The organism is Sphingomonas sp. BL2 (genome assembly GCF_056680015.1).
On sequence record NZ_CM155261.1, the window covers coordinates 604,792 to 619,533 of the forward strand.

Sequence of the window (14,742 nt, forward strand, 5' to 3'; positions counted from 1 at the left end):
TTCAGCCGGCCGCGACGCGGCCGACCGGGACCAGCAAGTTCCGGCCTCCATCGTCTAACGGGGCGACGCGGACGCCGAACACGTGGGCGAGCATGTCCGCGGTCATCACCTCGGCGACCGGACCGAATGCAACGCACCGCCCCTCTGCGATCACCAGCGCATCGTCTGCCGCGCGCTGTGCCTGGACGAGGTCGTGGAGGACTATCGCCACCCCTGCCCCGCCGGCCGCATAAGCGCGCAGGCGGGAGAGCAGACCGATCTGGTGCGAGGGGTCTAGGCTCGCGAGCGGTTCGTCGGCGAGCAACCAGCGCGGTTCGCCGGCCAATACGCGTGCAAGCAGGACGCGGGCGCGCTCGCCGCCGGAGAGTTCGCCGACCGGGCGATCCGCGAAATGAATCGTCTCGGTATCGTGCATCGCGCGGTCGACGGCGGCATGATCTTCGAGCGATGGAGCAGCATGCGCGCCGAGATGTGGCAGGCGGCCTAATGCGACGACGTCGCGAGCTACGATGTTCCAATGCACGGTCGCGTCCTGCGGGAGATAGCCGACCGAACGGGCTCGGGCGCGCGGGTCCATACTGGCGACGTCCTGCGCATCGAGGCGGACGCTGCCGGTGCTGCGATCGACGAGCGCGGCGGCCGCCTTGATGAGCGTGCTCTTGCCGGCGCCATTGGGGCCGAGGATCGCGGTGACGCGGCCGGGGCGGAGATGTGCAGAGACGTCGCTAAGAACAGCGCGCTTGCCGAGCTTCACGCCCAGTGCGTCGATGATCAGATCCATGCGCGACCTCTTTCCCTGACCAGCAATCCGAGGAAGAACGGCGCGCCGATCATCGCCATCGCGACGCCGAGCCGGATTTCACCAGCACCGGGGGCAAGACGGACGAGGCTGTCGGCAGCGAGCACGAGCGCCGCTCCACCGAGCGCGGAGGGGAGTAGCAAGGCGCTCGGGCGGTGGCCGAAGATCGGCCGCAGGAGGTGCGGTACGACCAGCCCGACAAACCCGATCACGCCGGTAACTGCGACCCCTGCACCGACGACGAGGCCGGTGCCGAGCACGACCAGCAACCGAACACGGCCCATGCGTGTCCCGAGCGACCGCGCCGCCGCCTCGCCCAGCGCCAATGCATCGAGCGAGCGGCCAGTGAGCAACAGCAGCACCGCACCGACCGCCATTGGCGGCAGCGCGAGCGTCACGTCATCCCAGCCGCGATCGGTCAGCGCGCCCATGATCCAGTCGATCACTTCGGCGACCGCATAGGGGTTCGGCGCGATCGAGATCAGGAACGCGGTCAGCGCGCCGGCGAGGCTCGACAGCACCGTGCCCGCGAGAATGAAGGTGATCGCGCTCGGCGACCGCCACGTCAGCGCGGCGAGCAATGCGACCGCGCCGCCTGCGCCGAGCATCGCGGCGGCGAAGATCGCGGGGCCGGAGCCGAGCCCAAACACGATCGCCGCAACCGCTGCGAGCGCCGCGACCGATGATACGCCAACGACTGCCGGGTCGGCGAGTGGGTTGCGGAGATAGCCTTGCAGCACCGCCCCCGACAGGCCGAGCGTTGCGCCGAGCGCGAGCCCGAGCACTGCGCGCGGCAGGCGGAGCTCGATGATGATCCACCAGCGCGGGTCGATCGAGAACCAGGCGTCGAGCGGCACCCATACTTTCCCGCAACCCAGCGACAGGACGAACAGAAAGACTACGAGCAGGCCGAGCGCGAGGAGTTTAGGCGTGCGTGTCATAAGAGCGCCTCCTCGCCCATACCAACCACCGCCACCACCCCGGCGCAGGCCGGGGCCCAATTGGGGGACGGTCGTGACGGCGCGCAGCACTCCGTTACCTCGGCTACTCCAATTGGGCCCCGGCCTCCGCCGGGGTGGTTGTCGTATGCGTGTCGCATCACAGCCCCGCCCGGATCGCGGCGAGGCGTTCGAGCGCAGGCGCGATGGTAGGCCCGCCGCAATTGATCAGGACGCGCGGGAAGACGGCTTGCGGCGTGTTCGGCAGCAGGCGGCGGCGCAGTGTCGTGCCACGGCTGGCGCGTTCAGGGGCCATCACGACGGCGGGCGGCTGCGTCACGATCGTCTCGGCGGATAGCGTGCCGGTGTGCGTCAGGCCGTAGCTCGCGGCGGCGTTGCGGAAGCCGACGCGCGTCATCATGTCGTTCAGCAACGTGCTCCCCCCGGTCGCGAGATCGCCGCTGATATAGAGCAACGCGCTCGGCGAAGCGCCGTCCTCGCGGCTCCAGCGCGTCACCGCCCGGTCGATTTCCGCGTTGATCCGCGCTCCGCCCACGGGCGCACCGACCGCTTGGGCGATCTGCGTGACCTGCGCCTGGCTCTCCGCGATCGAGTCGGGGATGCCGACCAGCAACGTCTTCAAACCGGCGCGCGCGTACGCCGCCTGCGTCGCGGGCGGCGTGTAGGTGCTGGCGATGACCAGATCGGGGTGGAGCGCGATCACCTCCTCCGCGGTCCCGGCGATCCCGCGAAACCTGCGCGCGACGGCGATCGAGATCGAGGTCGCGGAGGGATCCTGCGAATAATGGCTGATCGCGGCGATCCGTGCAGGCGGCAGGATGCGGACCAGCACCGAATCCACGCACGGATTGGTCGAGACGATCCCCCCGCCTACTCCCGCGCCAGGGGGTTTTGCGCAGCCCCCGAGCAGGAGCGCGAGGAGGATCGCCCCACGCCTCACTTCAGCCGCAACCGCACGCCGCCATAGGCCGCGCGGCCGTAATTGCCGTAGCCCGCAATCGTCTCGTACCGCGAGTCGGTCAGGTTATCGATGCGGCCATAGACCGCGAACCGCTCCCCGATCGGCAGTTCCGCACGCACGCCGGCCAGCGCATAGCCGTCGAGACGCGTGGTATTGCTCGCCTCGTCGAAGCTGTCGCCGACCATCGTCACGGTGCCGCCAACGGAGAGGCCGAACGCGAACCGGTAATCGGCGTCGACGCTCGCGGTCTGCTTGGGGCGGCGCGCGAGATCATTGCCGAAATTGTCCCCGATAGAGCGGTTCTCCGTATCGATATAGCTGTAGTTTGCGGTCAGCGTCAGCGCGTCGACCGGGCGCAGCGCGAGCGTGAATTCGACGCCGTCCGCTTCGGCCCGCGCGACGTTGTCGTAGACGCCGAACGGGCGCTTGGCGCAGATCGAATTGGGCGTCTCCAGCTCGGTCGGGCTGCAATCGCGGAAGTCGATCTGGTTGCGCGTGCGGCGATTGAAATAGGTGACGCCTGTGCGGACCCGGTTGCCGAGGAACGCCTGTTCGACGCCGATATCGAAATTGCGCGCGGTCTCTGGAGCGAGGCCACGGTTCCCGTATTCGGAGAAGAGCTGGTACAAGGTCGGTGCCTTGAAGCCCTCGCCATAGCTCGCGCGGACGGTGGTGCCGGTGCGCAACGCCAGTGCAGCGTTCGCGCCAAACGTCGTGTGGCTGCCGAAATCGTCATGGTCGTCGTTGCGGACGCCGCCCGTGATCGTGAGGATGGAGAGCGGCTTGACGATCAGCTGACCGTAGACGCTGGTGATGCCGGTATGCGCGAAGGTGAAGCCGTCGTTAAAGCGGCTGTTCTCGCGCTCGACGCCGGCGACGACGCGCATCTGGTCGAGCGGACGGAAGTCGCCCTGATACTCGTAGCGTTCGCTGCGGCCGCGGCCGAGAAACGTCACATCCCCGCCGGGCTGCGAGTAATTGTCGCGGTTGATATCGGCGATCGTGAACGCCACGCGGTTGTTGAACCGGCCATCGGCGAGGTTCGCATGTAGGCCAGCATAGCCGTACAGCTCCTGCGTGGTGCCGTAGGCAAGGCTGTCCGCGACCACGAACGTCTTCGGGTCGAAACCGTCGTCGATGTCGACCTTGCTGTCGGCAAAATAGCCGCGCAGGTCGAGGCCGATGCCCGGCGCGAACTCGACGCCGACCCGCCCGGTCGTGCCATATTGGCGATAGCCGTCGCGCTCGGTGCCGCTGGCCGCGGACGAGATGCCATCGGTGCGCAGATATCCGCCGGTCAGCGATCCGGACACCGGCCCCGACTTGCCCGACACGCCCGCGCTCGCGAACACGCTGTCGGCATAGCCATATTCGGCGTTGGCGCGCGCCTGCACGCCTTCGGTCGGCGCGGCGGTGATGATGTTGACGACGCCGCCGATCGCCTGGCTGCCCCACGGCACAGAGTTCGGGCCGCGCAAGATTTCGATCCGCTCGACCGAGCTCGACAGGAGGTTGCCGAAGTTGAATCCGCCGCCGGTCGACGACGGATCGTTGACGCGCACGCCGTCGATCACGACGAGCGTTTGGTCCGCCTCGGCACCGCGGATGCGGACGCTGGTCAGTGCGCCGACTGTGCCGTTGCGCGTGACAGTGACGCCGGGCGTGGTCGCGAGCAGGTCGGAGACGATGGTGGTCTGGCGGCGCTCAATCTCGGCGCGGTCGATCACGGTCACGGCTTGGCCGATCTCGCTCAGCGGTTGCGCCGCGCGGGTCGCGGTGACGACGATTTCGGGGGCGTCGGCGTCGGGAATGTCCTGCGCATAGGCGGGCGATGCGATCGCCGCGGCACTCAGGAGAAGGAAGAATTTCGTCATCGGCTGCGTCCTAACCAGAACCGCCAGCGACCATTCGCCGGGCGGCCAGACGTCTCTCGCTCGAGGAAACCCGGCAAGACCGGAGCACTCGTCCGCGCCGGACACCCGCCCGCGCAGTGGATCGACCGTGAGGGGCAGGTCTCCTGGCTTCCGGGTCGCCGCGCCCACCCCGCCTTCCCAGGTCGAGACCCAGTGGCATATTAGGGGTGGCCGCTATCCGGTCACAGTTGCGGGTACAGCGCCGGTCTTGCGGATTTGGATCGTGACGACCCGGCCGCGCACCGACTTCCCTTTTGATCCCGTTGCCGGGAACCCTTCACGGGGGTGGCATTAGTCGTGCGCCAGACACGGGTCAACGCGGGGGATAAGGAGCATCGACCCGCGATAGCGCGCGCTGAGGTAGGGTTGGCACAGCCCATCGCACCTCCCCGGCGGAGGCCGGGGCCCAGTTGGGAAACGTCGCTAACTGCGCGTGGTCCGTCGTTACTGCGACCTCGCCAACTAGGCCCCGGCCTCCGCCGGGGAGGTGGCGTGTTAGTCGGGACGTCGCTTTCCCTTCCTTGTTCTCCCGCGAAGGCGGGAGCCCAGTCTGGGTCCCCGCCTTCGCGGGGAAACATGCTGTCTTTCTTTCCCTGGCTGCGGGCGGATTGACTCTTACCGAAGCCCGTATCGCAGCCCGACCCAGATCGTCCTCGGCATGGCGCGCTCGACAATGTTCGCGCCGCTGATCCCTGCCTCGACGCGCTCATTGAACAGATTCTCTCCGCGCAGTTCAGCCACCAGCGATCGCAGGATCGGCAGCGCCGCATACGCATCCAGCGTGGTCGCCGGATCGAGCACCCGCGTATTCTGGTCGTCATCGAACTGCTGGCCGATATGCCGCACCGTCAGCGACAGCGCCGCCGCGTCGCGCCGCCAGTCGACCGTCCCCGATACCTGATCGCGCGGGGTCTGCGCCGGTCGCAAGCCGTCCAGCGCAGCCGTGATCCCCGAACCCTCGACCGTCGAATTCGTATGCGACCACGACGCCTGCACGCCAATCGGACCGGGTCGATACGCCGCATCCAGCTCGAACCCATGCGCGCGGATCGCGTCGAGGTTCTGGCGAACACGGTAGGTGGTGACACCCGGCAACACCTGCGGCGGATTGGTCGTCGTGACGTTCGCCACCGCATCCTTCAGCCGGTTGTAGAAATAGGTCGCGGCAATGCTCACGCCCGGCGCAGGCGTCAGCGTCACCCCGCCCTCGACCCCGGTCAGCCGCTCCGGCGACAGCAGTGCGTTCGCCGCGGTCGCATCGTTGCCGACGCGGAATGGCCGATACAGCTCGTTGAGCGTCGGCAGGCGCCACCCGCGATACCCGGCCGCGCGCAACGTGATCGCCTCGACCGGCTGATACGCTACGCCCGCCCGGCCGGTCGTCTCGCTGCCATCGCGATCGGCATAGCGCAGATTGGTCAACGCAGCGCCGCCCGCCAGCGGCCGTTCGGACAGATAGCCACCGTCGATCGACCACCAGTCGACCCGGCCACCCAGGCTGAACGTGAAGTCGCCCGCGAGAAGACTCCCATCCGCGAACACACCCGTCGTCGTCGTGCGCCCGCCGGCCTCGCGCCGCCGCGTCGGCGCTGCGTTGACGAACGTGTACAGCTCCTGCGTCTTGCCGCTGACATCGCGAACATCCGCGCCCAGACGGAGCGTAATGCTCTCGCCCAGCGGCGGCGCGATCTCGATCCGTCCGCCAAGCCCGGTCGCGGGCGTATTATACTGATTCAACGATTGGATCGCGGTCGTCCGCGCGGCACTGATGCTGTTGAAGCTGCTCGCGAACGCCCGGGTCTGCAGATATGCCAGCGCTGAATAGCCCCAGCGCCCGCGCCCGACGAGCCGGACGCTCGCATCCGCGCCTTCGCTCTTGTTGTCGGTGAAGTCGCTGCCCCGGTCGCGCCGATCGGTGAACGCGCTCGCATTCATCTGTAATTCGGTCTTCGCACCGATCCCGACCACGGTCCGCAACGCCCCCGACGCCTGCTCGTACGGCGCGGCGCGATCGACGATCCCCCGGCTCTCCTCGACGGTCGGGGTGAAGCCATCCCCCCGCGCGTAAGCGCCGGACAGGGTCGCAAACCCCGACCCGCGCACCAGTGCAGCCGACCCCTGAGCATCGACCGAATCCCGGCTGCCATACGCGACACTGCCCTGGAAAGGCGCCGCCCGGTCCGGCGTCGCACTCTCGAGCTCGACCGTCCCGGCCAGCGCACCCGGCCCCTGATACCCGCTACCGCCGCCGCGCGTCACACGGATGCGCCCGAGCCGCCCCGTCGCATAGGCAGGGAACGCGACCCAGCCGCCGAACGGATCCGCCTGCGGCACACCGTCGAAGATCAGCAGCGCGCGGCTCGACGCATTGCCGCCGATCCCGCGCAGCGAAATGCCTTGGCTAGTCGGGTTGGCACTGCGCGAATCCGACCGGCGGAACTGCTGGAGCCCCGCGACGTCGGCCAGCACGCTCTCCAGCCGATTGCTCGCGTTCGCCTGGATCCGTGCGCGATCGATCGTGACGACGTCGTACGCACGATCGCCGGGCGCATCGGCTAGCCCGCGCCCGGTGACGACGATGTCAGCCGGCTGGTCGCCAGGCGCGACGGTCGTCTGCGCGACCGCGCCACCGGACGAAATCAACACGAAGGCGAGCGTAGAGAGCGAGATACGGATCATCGCCGCCGCATGGCAGCTTTTCCGCCCGCCCGGAATACGCCTCCGACGTCAGGCCGCGCCGAGCTTCGCCGCGTTGCGCACAATCGCCGCCGCGCCGCCAAGAACCACCGCATCCTCGACGAACCCCGTCGGCGTCTGGCCGTACTGCGACATCGCCGCCATCCGCGCACGCCAGCCGGGATAGGACGCCGCGACCGCCGTCAGTCCACCGACCGCGGCGCCGATCCACCGCTGCCGCCGCGGGACGAGCGACGCGCCCGCGATCGCTGACGTGACGAACCGCGCGGCCAGACCGATCGCGACGATCCGGTCGGGCGCGGTCTTCTGCTTGTCCCCCGCCATCTCGCCGATCGCGAGTGCCAGCGCACCCGCCGCGACGACGGGATGCGACAGCAGCTTCGGCGCACCATGGTCGGCGGGCAGTTCGTCACGAGCGGCGGCGATGGCGACTGCGGCGAGCGGCGTCATCGCGCGCTGGCCACCGACAAGGCCCATCAGGAAGGATGCGAGCATGATGATCTCCGGGAAAGCAGGTTCGAGCGCATCAACGCACGCGAGACCGGCCAGGGTCCGCCGTTGGGGAGAACGGGCGATCTCCTTGATTCAGCACGGAAACCCGGACGCATGTCGGTCGTTCATCGCGGTATCCCCCCAAAGCTTCAGGACACAGATCGATGAGATTCGATGACAAGATCGTGGTGATCACCGGTGCCGCCTCCGGCATCGGCGAAGGTGCCGCGCGTCGTTTCGCCGCGGAGGGCGCGACGCTGGTACTCGGCGACAAGGACGCGGACGGCCTCGCGAAGGTCGCGGCCAGCCTCGACGGCACGACCGTCGAAACGCTCGAAACCGACGTCTCCGACATGGCCGCTTGCGAGGCGCTGGTAGCGCATGCGAACGACAAGTTCGGCCGCATCGACGTGCTCGTCAACGACGCCGGTGTCGACCATCTCGGCAAGCTCGACGAGGGCGACCTCTCCCAATTCACCAAGGTCATCGAAACCGACCTCTACGGCGTCGTCCACATGAGCCGCGCCGCGATCGCCACGCTGCGCGCGAACAAGGGCTGCATCGTCAACGTCTCGTCGGTATCGGGCCTCGGCGGCGACTGGAACCACAGCTTCTACTGCGCCGCCAAGGGCGCGGTGACCAACTTCACCCGCGCGCTCGCGATGGACGAGGCGAAGCACGGCGTCCGTGTCAACGCGGTCAACCCGTCGCTGACCTACACCGCGCTGACCGCGGGCATGAAGGACCAGCCCGACCTGATCGCGAAGTTCGAGGAACGCATCCCAATGGCACGCGGCGCACAGCCCGAAGACATCGCCGGCGCCATCGCGTTTTTGGCTAGCGCCGACGCGCACTATATAACCGGGGTCAACCTGCCGGTCGACGGCGGCCTGTCCGCCTCGAACGGCCAACCAGCGCTCTCCTGAGCGCAAGAGGATCACCATGACCGACTATAAGAAAACCGACGAGGCGATCGCCAAGCTCACCCCCGAGCAGTTCCACGTCACGCAGCAGAGCGGCACCGAGCGGCCCGGCACCGGCGAGTATCTCAACACGCGCGAACCCGGTCTGTACGTCGACATCGTCTCTGGCGAGCCGCTGTTCGCGTCCGCCGACAAGTTCGATTCGCATTGCGGCTGGCCGAGCTTCACCAAGCCGATCACGCCCGAGCACGTTGCCGAGCTACACGATCGCAGCCACGGCATGGTCCGCACCGAGATCCGTTCGGCGGGTGCCGACAGCCATCTCGGCCACGTGTTCGAGGATGGCCCGCAGGACAAGGGCGGCCTGCGCTACTGCATCAACTCGGCGTCGCTGCGGTTCGTCCCGCGCGCCGAGATGGAAGCCAACGGGTATGCCGCTTACCTGCCGCAGGTCGACGCGGCAGGCTGACGATGGCGCGTGACGGTGTGCCGCACGGACACACCGTCACGTCTTGACGAGACTTCTCTTCAGCGCCGGGTCGCGAGCTTCGCACCCAGCGCCGTGATCAGCCCGAACACCGCGTGGTTCACGCTGTGCATGCCGATCGTCTTCGCATCGGCCTGCCACTCCGGCGGTTTTACGCCAAGCAACGGCCCCGTGATCCAATGCATCGCCGCATAGAACGCCGCGCCGAACACCAGGCCCGATCCAACGACCGACGCTTCCTCGTCGACAGTCGCGGCGTAGACCGCACCCGCCGCCGCAGACAGCAACAGGTGACCGCCCTGCGTTACGGTCTGCTCGCGTAACGACGGCAGGGCGGCCGCGGCGGGCATGTCGATGCCGAGCTTCTCAGCCGTCTTGCGTTCGAGCGTGACGATCTCGGACGGTTCGCCGCTCTTGCGCTCGCCCGCCATCAGCAGCGCGGTAATGCCCAGCCCGGCTACCAGGCCACCTGCGACCGCACCGGCCATACGTCGTGAATCCATCGTCGTGCTCTTGAAGTTCTGCCGTCCACAACGCGCGGATCGCAAATCGGCCCACCACGTCGCGCCGCCCGATCGCCTTTGCGAATCATTGGCTTAGCCGCCGGAACAGCAGCCTCCCGAGACTGTTTCGATACCAGGACCCTTTCGCGTCGGCCCGCTCCACCGTGAGCTTCCACCACGAGCCCGACGCCTGATCCACCGAGGACCATCATGCCGATCCAGACCACCGACGATCTCGAACTCGCCTATGCCGATACCGGGCCGCGCGACGGTCAGCCGGTCCTGCTGATCCACGGCTGGCCCGACGACGCATCGACCTGGGACGACGTCGTCCCCGCGCTCAATGCAGCCGGATTGCGGACCATCGTGCCGACCTTGCGCGGCTTCGGCGAAACCCGGTTCGTGCGCGATGCACCGCGCACCGGCAACAGCGCGATCTTGGCGATGGACATGATCGCGTTGATGGACGCGCTCGGGATCGAGACATTCATGGTCGCCGGGCATGATTGGGGCTCGAACACTGCGGAGGCGCTCGCGGTCGGCTGGCCCGATCGCGTCGAGCGGATGGCGATGCTCGCCACCCCGCCCCGTCTCGGCGGCATGCCGACGCCGCCGTTCGAGCAGGCGCAGCGCCAATGGTACCACTGGTTCATGGCCACCGCGCGTGGTGCGCAGGCCGTTCGCGACGACCACAAGGGCTTTGCGCACATCCACTGGGTCAACTGGTCGCCCTCCGGCTGGTTCGACGAAGCGACTTTCGCCCGCGTCGCACGATCGTTCGAGAACCCCGACTGGGCGGACGTCACGCTGCACAGCTACCGCGCGCGCTGGAACGAGGCCGAGCCCGATCCGCGCAGCCAGTGGCTCGAGGACAAGGTGAAGGCGACCAAGACGCTCTCGCTGCCGACGATGTATTTCCAGGGCGCGGTCGACGGCGTAAATCCGCCATCGGCGAGCGCATCGGTGCCGGCCAAGTTCACCGGCCCGTTCGCGTTCGTGACGCTCAACGGCGTCGGCCATTTCATCCAGCGCGAAGCCCCCGACGCGGTCGCGCGCCATCTCATCCAGCTTTTCACCGGCAATCCCGCCGACCTGTCCGACACCACCGACCGGAGCCTTATCATGTCCAAGACCAAGCCCTTCCTCGCCGGCGCTGCCGCGATCGCCGTCGTCGCCGCCACGGCGATCGGCGTTGCCAGCGCGCAGACCGCTTCGCAGACCAGCGGTCGCCCGCTCACCCAGGTCGCGCAGTTCGATCACCAGGCGACCGGCGTCGCCGTCACCGCCGACGGCCGCCGCTTCGTCAACTTCCCCCGCTGGACCGACGACGCGCCGATCTCGGTCGCCGAAGTGATGAAGGACGGCTCGCTCAAGGCCTATCCAGACGCCAAGTGGAACAGCTGGCGCAACGCGAAGTCGGCGGAAATGCCGGTCGGCGACTATTTCGTCTGCGTGCAGTCGATCGTCCCCGACGGCCATGGCAACCTCTGGGTGCTCGATCCCGGCGCGCCCGGTAACGAAAAGATCCTCGAAGGTGCGCCCAAGCTGGTCAAGATCGACCTTGCCACCAACCGCGTGACCAAGGTCATCAAGGTGCCGCTCGACGTCGCGCTTCAGGGCACCTACCTCAACGACATCCGCTTCTCGCCCGACGGCAAGACCGGCTACATCACCGATTCCGGGACGCGCGGCGCGATCATCGTCATCGATCTCGAAACCGGCAAGGGCTTCCGCGCGCTCGACGGGCACGGCTCGACGCAGATCGACAAGACCGTGAAGGTGATGACCGACGGCAAGCCGCTTGTCCGCCCCGACGGTCGCCAGCCCGCCTTTGCCGCGGATGGCATCGCGATCTCCAACGATGGCAAGACGCTCTATTACCAGGCGCTTACCGGCAAGACGCTCTACTCGATCGACACCGCGCTGCTGCGTGATGGCGTCAGCGAGGCGACGCGGGCCGCGGGCGTGAAGACGGTCGCGCAGACGCACGTCGCCGACGGCCTGTGGATGAGCAAGGCGGGCACGCTCTACCTGACGTCGCCGGTGAACAACGGCATCACCCGGCTCGTCGGCGATCATGTCGAGCCGGTGCTGACCGACGCCCGCCTGCGCTGGCCTGACACGTTCTCGGAAGGTGCCGACGGCCGCATCTACGTCACCGCCAGCCACATCCAGGACACCAACTGGTTCAAGCCCGGTGCGCCCGCGTCGCTCAAGACCGAGCTGTTCTCGTTCGCACCCGCAAAGTGAGGTCCGACATGACCTATCTCCGCTACAGCGATGACATCGAGACCATCCAGCCCGACGAGCAGAAATCGATCGACGGCATCATCCAGGGCATGTCGCAGCAGACGCAAACCGTCGAGAAGCGCGAGGGCCATGCGGTCCGTGCGAGCCACGCGAAGAGTTCGGCGTGCGTGATCGGCGAACTGACGATCGCGCCCGGCCTGCCACCCGAACTCGCACAAGGTGTGTTTGCAACGCCCGGCACGCACCCCGTCGCGATCCGCTTCGCGCAAGGGCCCGGCGAGACGCTCGGCGACCGCGTCTCGACACACCGCGGCATGGCGATCAAGATCTTCGACGTACTCGGCGACAAGCTGTCGGGTCATGATGCCGACACGCAGGATTTCGTGTTCGCGACGGGCACGACCTTTCCGTCCGGCACCGCGCAGGGCTTCCTGAGCGACGCCAAGAAGATCGGTGCGGCAGTGCCGTTGCCGGAGGGCTTCAAGAGCGCGGTGTCGAGCCTCGCGCGCAACGTGAACAAGGCACTGCACGCGGTCGGCACCGAAAGCCCCAAGGCGGACTTTTTCGGTCATCCCTTCAGTCATCCGCTCGCCGAACCGTATTTCAGCCAATGTCCGATCCGCTACGGCGATTACGTCGCCAAGCTCGGCGCCTTCCCCGCCTCGCCCGAACAGGCCGCGCTAAAGGGTTGGGAACTCGACGCGAAAGCGGACGAAAACGGTTTCCGCCACGCCGCCGTCCGCCATTTCGCCGAACACGAAGTGGTCTTCGAACTGTGCGTACAGCTCTGGGCGAACGCCGACACGCAGCCGATCGAGGATACGTCGGTCGACTGGCCCGAGGGTGAGAGCCGCTACCTGACCGTCGCGACGATCCGCATCCCGCGGCAGGAGGCCTATAGCGCCGCGCGCGTCCGCTATTTCGACGATGTGATGACGTTCCGCCCCGCGCACGCACTCGCGGCGCATCGCCCGCTGGGTTCGGTGATGCGCGCCCGTTTGCAGGTCTATCACGCGCTGTCGAAGCTGCGGCATGGCGAGAACGGCATCAAGGCCGAAAACACCGCTACGATCGACCAGATACCTGTCTGAGACGAGGATCCCTTCGGGGATCCCGCTTGCGCTCCAGGCAAATAAAAACCCCGCTAGTCCATGGGACTAGCGGGGTTTTCAATGGTGGGCGTGGCAAGGATTGAACTTGCGACCCCTGCGATGTCAACGAAGGGCTGTGTAGCGAAACCCGCAGAAAACTGCGGTTTTTCGTATGTTCCAGCCTTGAACAGTGGTAGAACGAAGCGTGATTCTGACGAGTGTTTACCGCGTCATTACCGCACGCAAAAAGGGCCCGCCCAGTTGCTGCCGGACGAGCCCCACCACACCGAACGGGAAAGGTTCGACATGGCAAAGAAGCGCATACAAAATCCATCTACCGTTAGCGAGGGCGCATCGATCGACCTTGCTGAGTTCCTGAGGCAACCGGCGATGGCCGGCTTTACGTGGCCGGCGTCGACTGACGCGCCATCCCGGTTCCTAAATCCAACGCCTGCGAAAGCGACGATCTATTTCATTGGCCCGAGGGATGGGCCGATCAAGATCGGTTACGCGAGCCGGGTCGCTGTTCGACTGAAGGATTTACGTCTCGCAAACGCCTATCCGCTGGAGGTTTGGGCGACCATCGAAGGCCCGCCATGCCTTGAGCGCCAATACCACCGCCGCTTCGCCAGCGCTCGCCTGCACGGCGAGTGGTTCACGCGCACGCCAGAGATCGAAGCCGAGATCGCGCGCCTCGTTGAGCGGAGTGAGGCGGCATGAGCCAGAACCGCTCCACCGCTGTTATGCAGCGCCGCGTCGAAGTGCACGATTCGCTCGACGACTTCCCTACACCGCCTTGGGCAACCCGCGCGCTATGCGAGTGGATCCAGGCGACGGTCGATCAGGACTTAGCCGATCGCACTTGTCGCGAACCAGCCGCGAATCGTGGTCACATGGTCAAGCCGTTGGCCGAGTCCTTCGCCAGCGTCGAGGCGGCGGACATCCACGACTATGGCGCCGGGTTCCCGCAGAACGACTATCTGTTCGGGCCGATTCCCGATGACGTGGATTGGACGATCACCAACCCGCCGTTCCGCCTTGCCGAGCAGTTCATAGAACGCGCGCTCGAGACCAGCACCGGCGTTGCTGTCATCGTGCGCGCCGCTTTCCTTGAAGGACAGGGACGATTCGAGCGTCTGTTCTCGCGCACCCCGCCCGCCTACATCCTCCAGTTCACCGAGCGCGTGGTGATGCACAAGGGGCGGCTGGCACCGGAGGGATCGACCGCGACCGCCTATGCGTGGCTGGTTTGGATCGACGGCGAGAACGATACCCGGCTGCGTTGGATTGCGCCCTGCCGGAGGCGGCTTGAGCGCGCTGCGGACTATCCCGATTCCCCCTCCCCCCTCACCCAATTGGAGCAAGCAGCATGAGCGAGGATGAAGCCGAAGCGCTGCGAACCGCGATCAAGGCTACCGAGTACAAGTATTTCGGTGATTACGAGCTGTCACCGGATCAGTGGAAGGCCGTCGATACGCTCGTCGAATTCGCGCAACGTCACCTTGATCCCACCCCCACCTCCGAGACCGACCAGCTTGGCGGGGTGGGGGTATGAGCGGGGTGTGTGTCGATAGCTGGGTCAACACGTCAGAAGCCGTGCGCGAACAAGCCATGTTGCTCGCGGAGGTCGAACTGCATCTCCAATCGACGCGCATCTTCATCACGAC

The 14,742-nt window shown here is 66.9% G+C and carries 14 protein-coding genes and 1 riboswitch; of the genes, 7 read left to right on the top strand and 7 right to left on the bottom strand.

From position 1 onward, the window contains the following. Position 1 precedes the first annotated feature (1 nt). From AC1ME3_RS02695 to AC1ME3_RS02720, 6 genes are all read right to left on the bottom strand, one after another. Entirely contained in the window at positions 2-781 is a 780-nt protein-coding gene (locus AC1ME3_RS02695; RefSeq protein ID WP_480954730.1) for an ABC transporter ATP-binding protein, read from the bottom strand. After that, on the bottom strand, positions 772-1,740 hold the full coding sequence (locus AC1ME3_RS02700) for a FecCD family ABC transporter permease (protein WP_480954731.1): 969 nt from the start codon (positions 1,738-1,740) through the stop codon (positions 772-774). Before AC1ME3_RS02700 ends, AC1ME3_RS02695 begins: the two co-directional genes overlap by 10 nt. A 157-nt stretch (positions 1,741-1,897) precedes the next feature. Next, positions 1,898-2,698 carry an ABC transporter substrate-binding protein gene (locus AC1ME3_RS02705; RefSeq protein ID WP_480954732.1) on the bottom strand — a complete coding sequence of 267 codons (801 nt, stop codon included), beginning with the start codon at positions 2,696-2,698 and terminating at the stop codon, positions 1,898-1,900. Beyond that, complete coding sequence (locus AC1ME3_RS02710) at positions 2,695-4,593, bottom strand: TonB-dependent receptor plug domain-containing protein (protein WP_480954733.1); 1,899 nt, start codon at positions 4,591-4,593, stop codon at positions 2,695-2,697. The genes AC1ME3_RS02705 and AC1ME3_RS02710 overlap by 4 nt, the downstream gene beginning before the upstream one ends. Positions 4,594-4,709: 116 nt before the next feature. Beyond that, a riboswitch (cobalamin riboswitch) is annotated at positions 4,710-4,925 on the bottom strand. A gap of 322 nt (positions 4,926-5,247) precedes the next feature. Continuing rightward, positions 5,248-7,311 carry a TonB-dependent receptor gene (locus AC1ME3_RS02715; protein ID WP_480954734.1) on the bottom strand — a complete coding sequence of 688 codons (2,064 nt, stop codon included), beginning with the start codon at positions 7,309-7,311 and terminating at the stop codon, positions 5,248-5,250. A gap of 48 nt (positions 7,312-7,359) precedes the next feature. Beyond that, positions 7,360-7,824, bottom strand: a complete 465-nt coding sequence (locus AC1ME3_RS02720; RefSeq protein WP_480954735.1) for a DUF4126 domain-containing protein — start codon at positions 7,822-7,824, stop codon at positions 7,360-7,362. A gap of 161 nt (positions 7,825-7,985) precedes the next feature. Between AC1ME3_RS02720 and budC the strand changes: the two genes are divergently transcribed. Further along, positions 7,986-8,747, top strand: coding sequence for a meso-2,3-butanediol dehydrogenase (gene budC / locus AC1ME3_RS02725; protein ID WP_480954736.1), 762 nt, complete (start codon positions 7,986-7,988; stop codon positions 8,745-8,747). A gap of 16 nt (positions 8,748-8,763) precedes the next feature. Continuing rightward, a complete protein-coding gene (msrB, locus tag AC1ME3_RS02730; protein WP_107961427.1) occupies positions 8,764-9,213 on the top strand; it encodes a peptide-methionine (R)-S-oxide reductase MsrB in 450 nt (149 codons plus the stop codon). A 59-nt stretch (positions 9,214-9,272) separates the two neighbouring features. Here msrB and AC1ME3_RS02735 read toward each other — a convergent pair whose 3' ends face one another. Further along, positions 9,273-9,734, bottom strand: a complete 462-nt coding sequence (locus AC1ME3_RS02735; RefSeq protein ID WP_480954737.1) for a hypothetical protein — start codon at positions 9,732-9,734, stop codon at positions 9,273-9,275. A 210-nt stretch (positions 9,735-9,944) separates the two neighbouring features. Between AC1ME3_RS02735 and AC1ME3_RS02740 the strand changes: the two genes are divergently transcribed. The 5 genes from AC1ME3_RS02740 to AC1ME3_RS02760 all read left to right on the top strand — a co-directional run bounded on the left by AC1ME3_RS02740 (position 9,945) and on the right by AC1ME3_RS02760 (position 14,630). After that, complete coding sequence (locus AC1ME3_RS02740) at positions 9,945-11,984, top strand: L-dopachrome tautomerase-related protein (protein WP_480954738.1); 2,040 nt, start codon at positions 9,945-9,947, stop codon at positions 11,982-11,984. An 8-nt stretch (positions 11,985-11,992) separates the two neighbouring features. Beyond that, entirely contained in the window at positions 11,993-13,075 is a 1,083-nt protein-coding gene (locus AC1ME3_RS02745; RefSeq protein WP_480954739.1) for a catalase family protein, read from the top strand. Between the two features lie 306 nt (positions 13,076-13,381). Beyond that, positions 13,382-13,795, top strand: coding sequence for a GIY-YIG nuclease family protein (locus tag AC1ME3_RS02750; protein ID WP_480954740.1), 414 nt, complete (start codon positions 13,382-13,384; stop codon positions 13,793-13,795). Next, positions 13,792-14,448 carry a hypothetical protein gene (locus tag AC1ME3_RS02755; RefSeq protein ID WP_480954741.1) on the top strand — a complete coding sequence of 219 codons (657 nt, stop codon included), beginning with the start codon at positions 13,792-13,794 and terminating at the stop codon, positions 14,446-14,448. Before AC1ME3_RS02750 ends, AC1ME3_RS02755 begins: the two co-directional genes overlap by 4 nt. Then, complete coding sequence (locus AC1ME3_RS02760) at positions 14,445-14,630, top strand: hypothetical protein (protein ID WP_480954742.1); 186 nt, start codon at positions 14,445-14,447, stop codon at positions 14,628-14,630. The genes AC1ME3_RS02755 and AC1ME3_RS02760 overlap by 4 nt, the downstream gene beginning before the upstream one ends. The last annotated feature ends 112 nt before the right edge of the window (positions 14,631-14,742 follow it).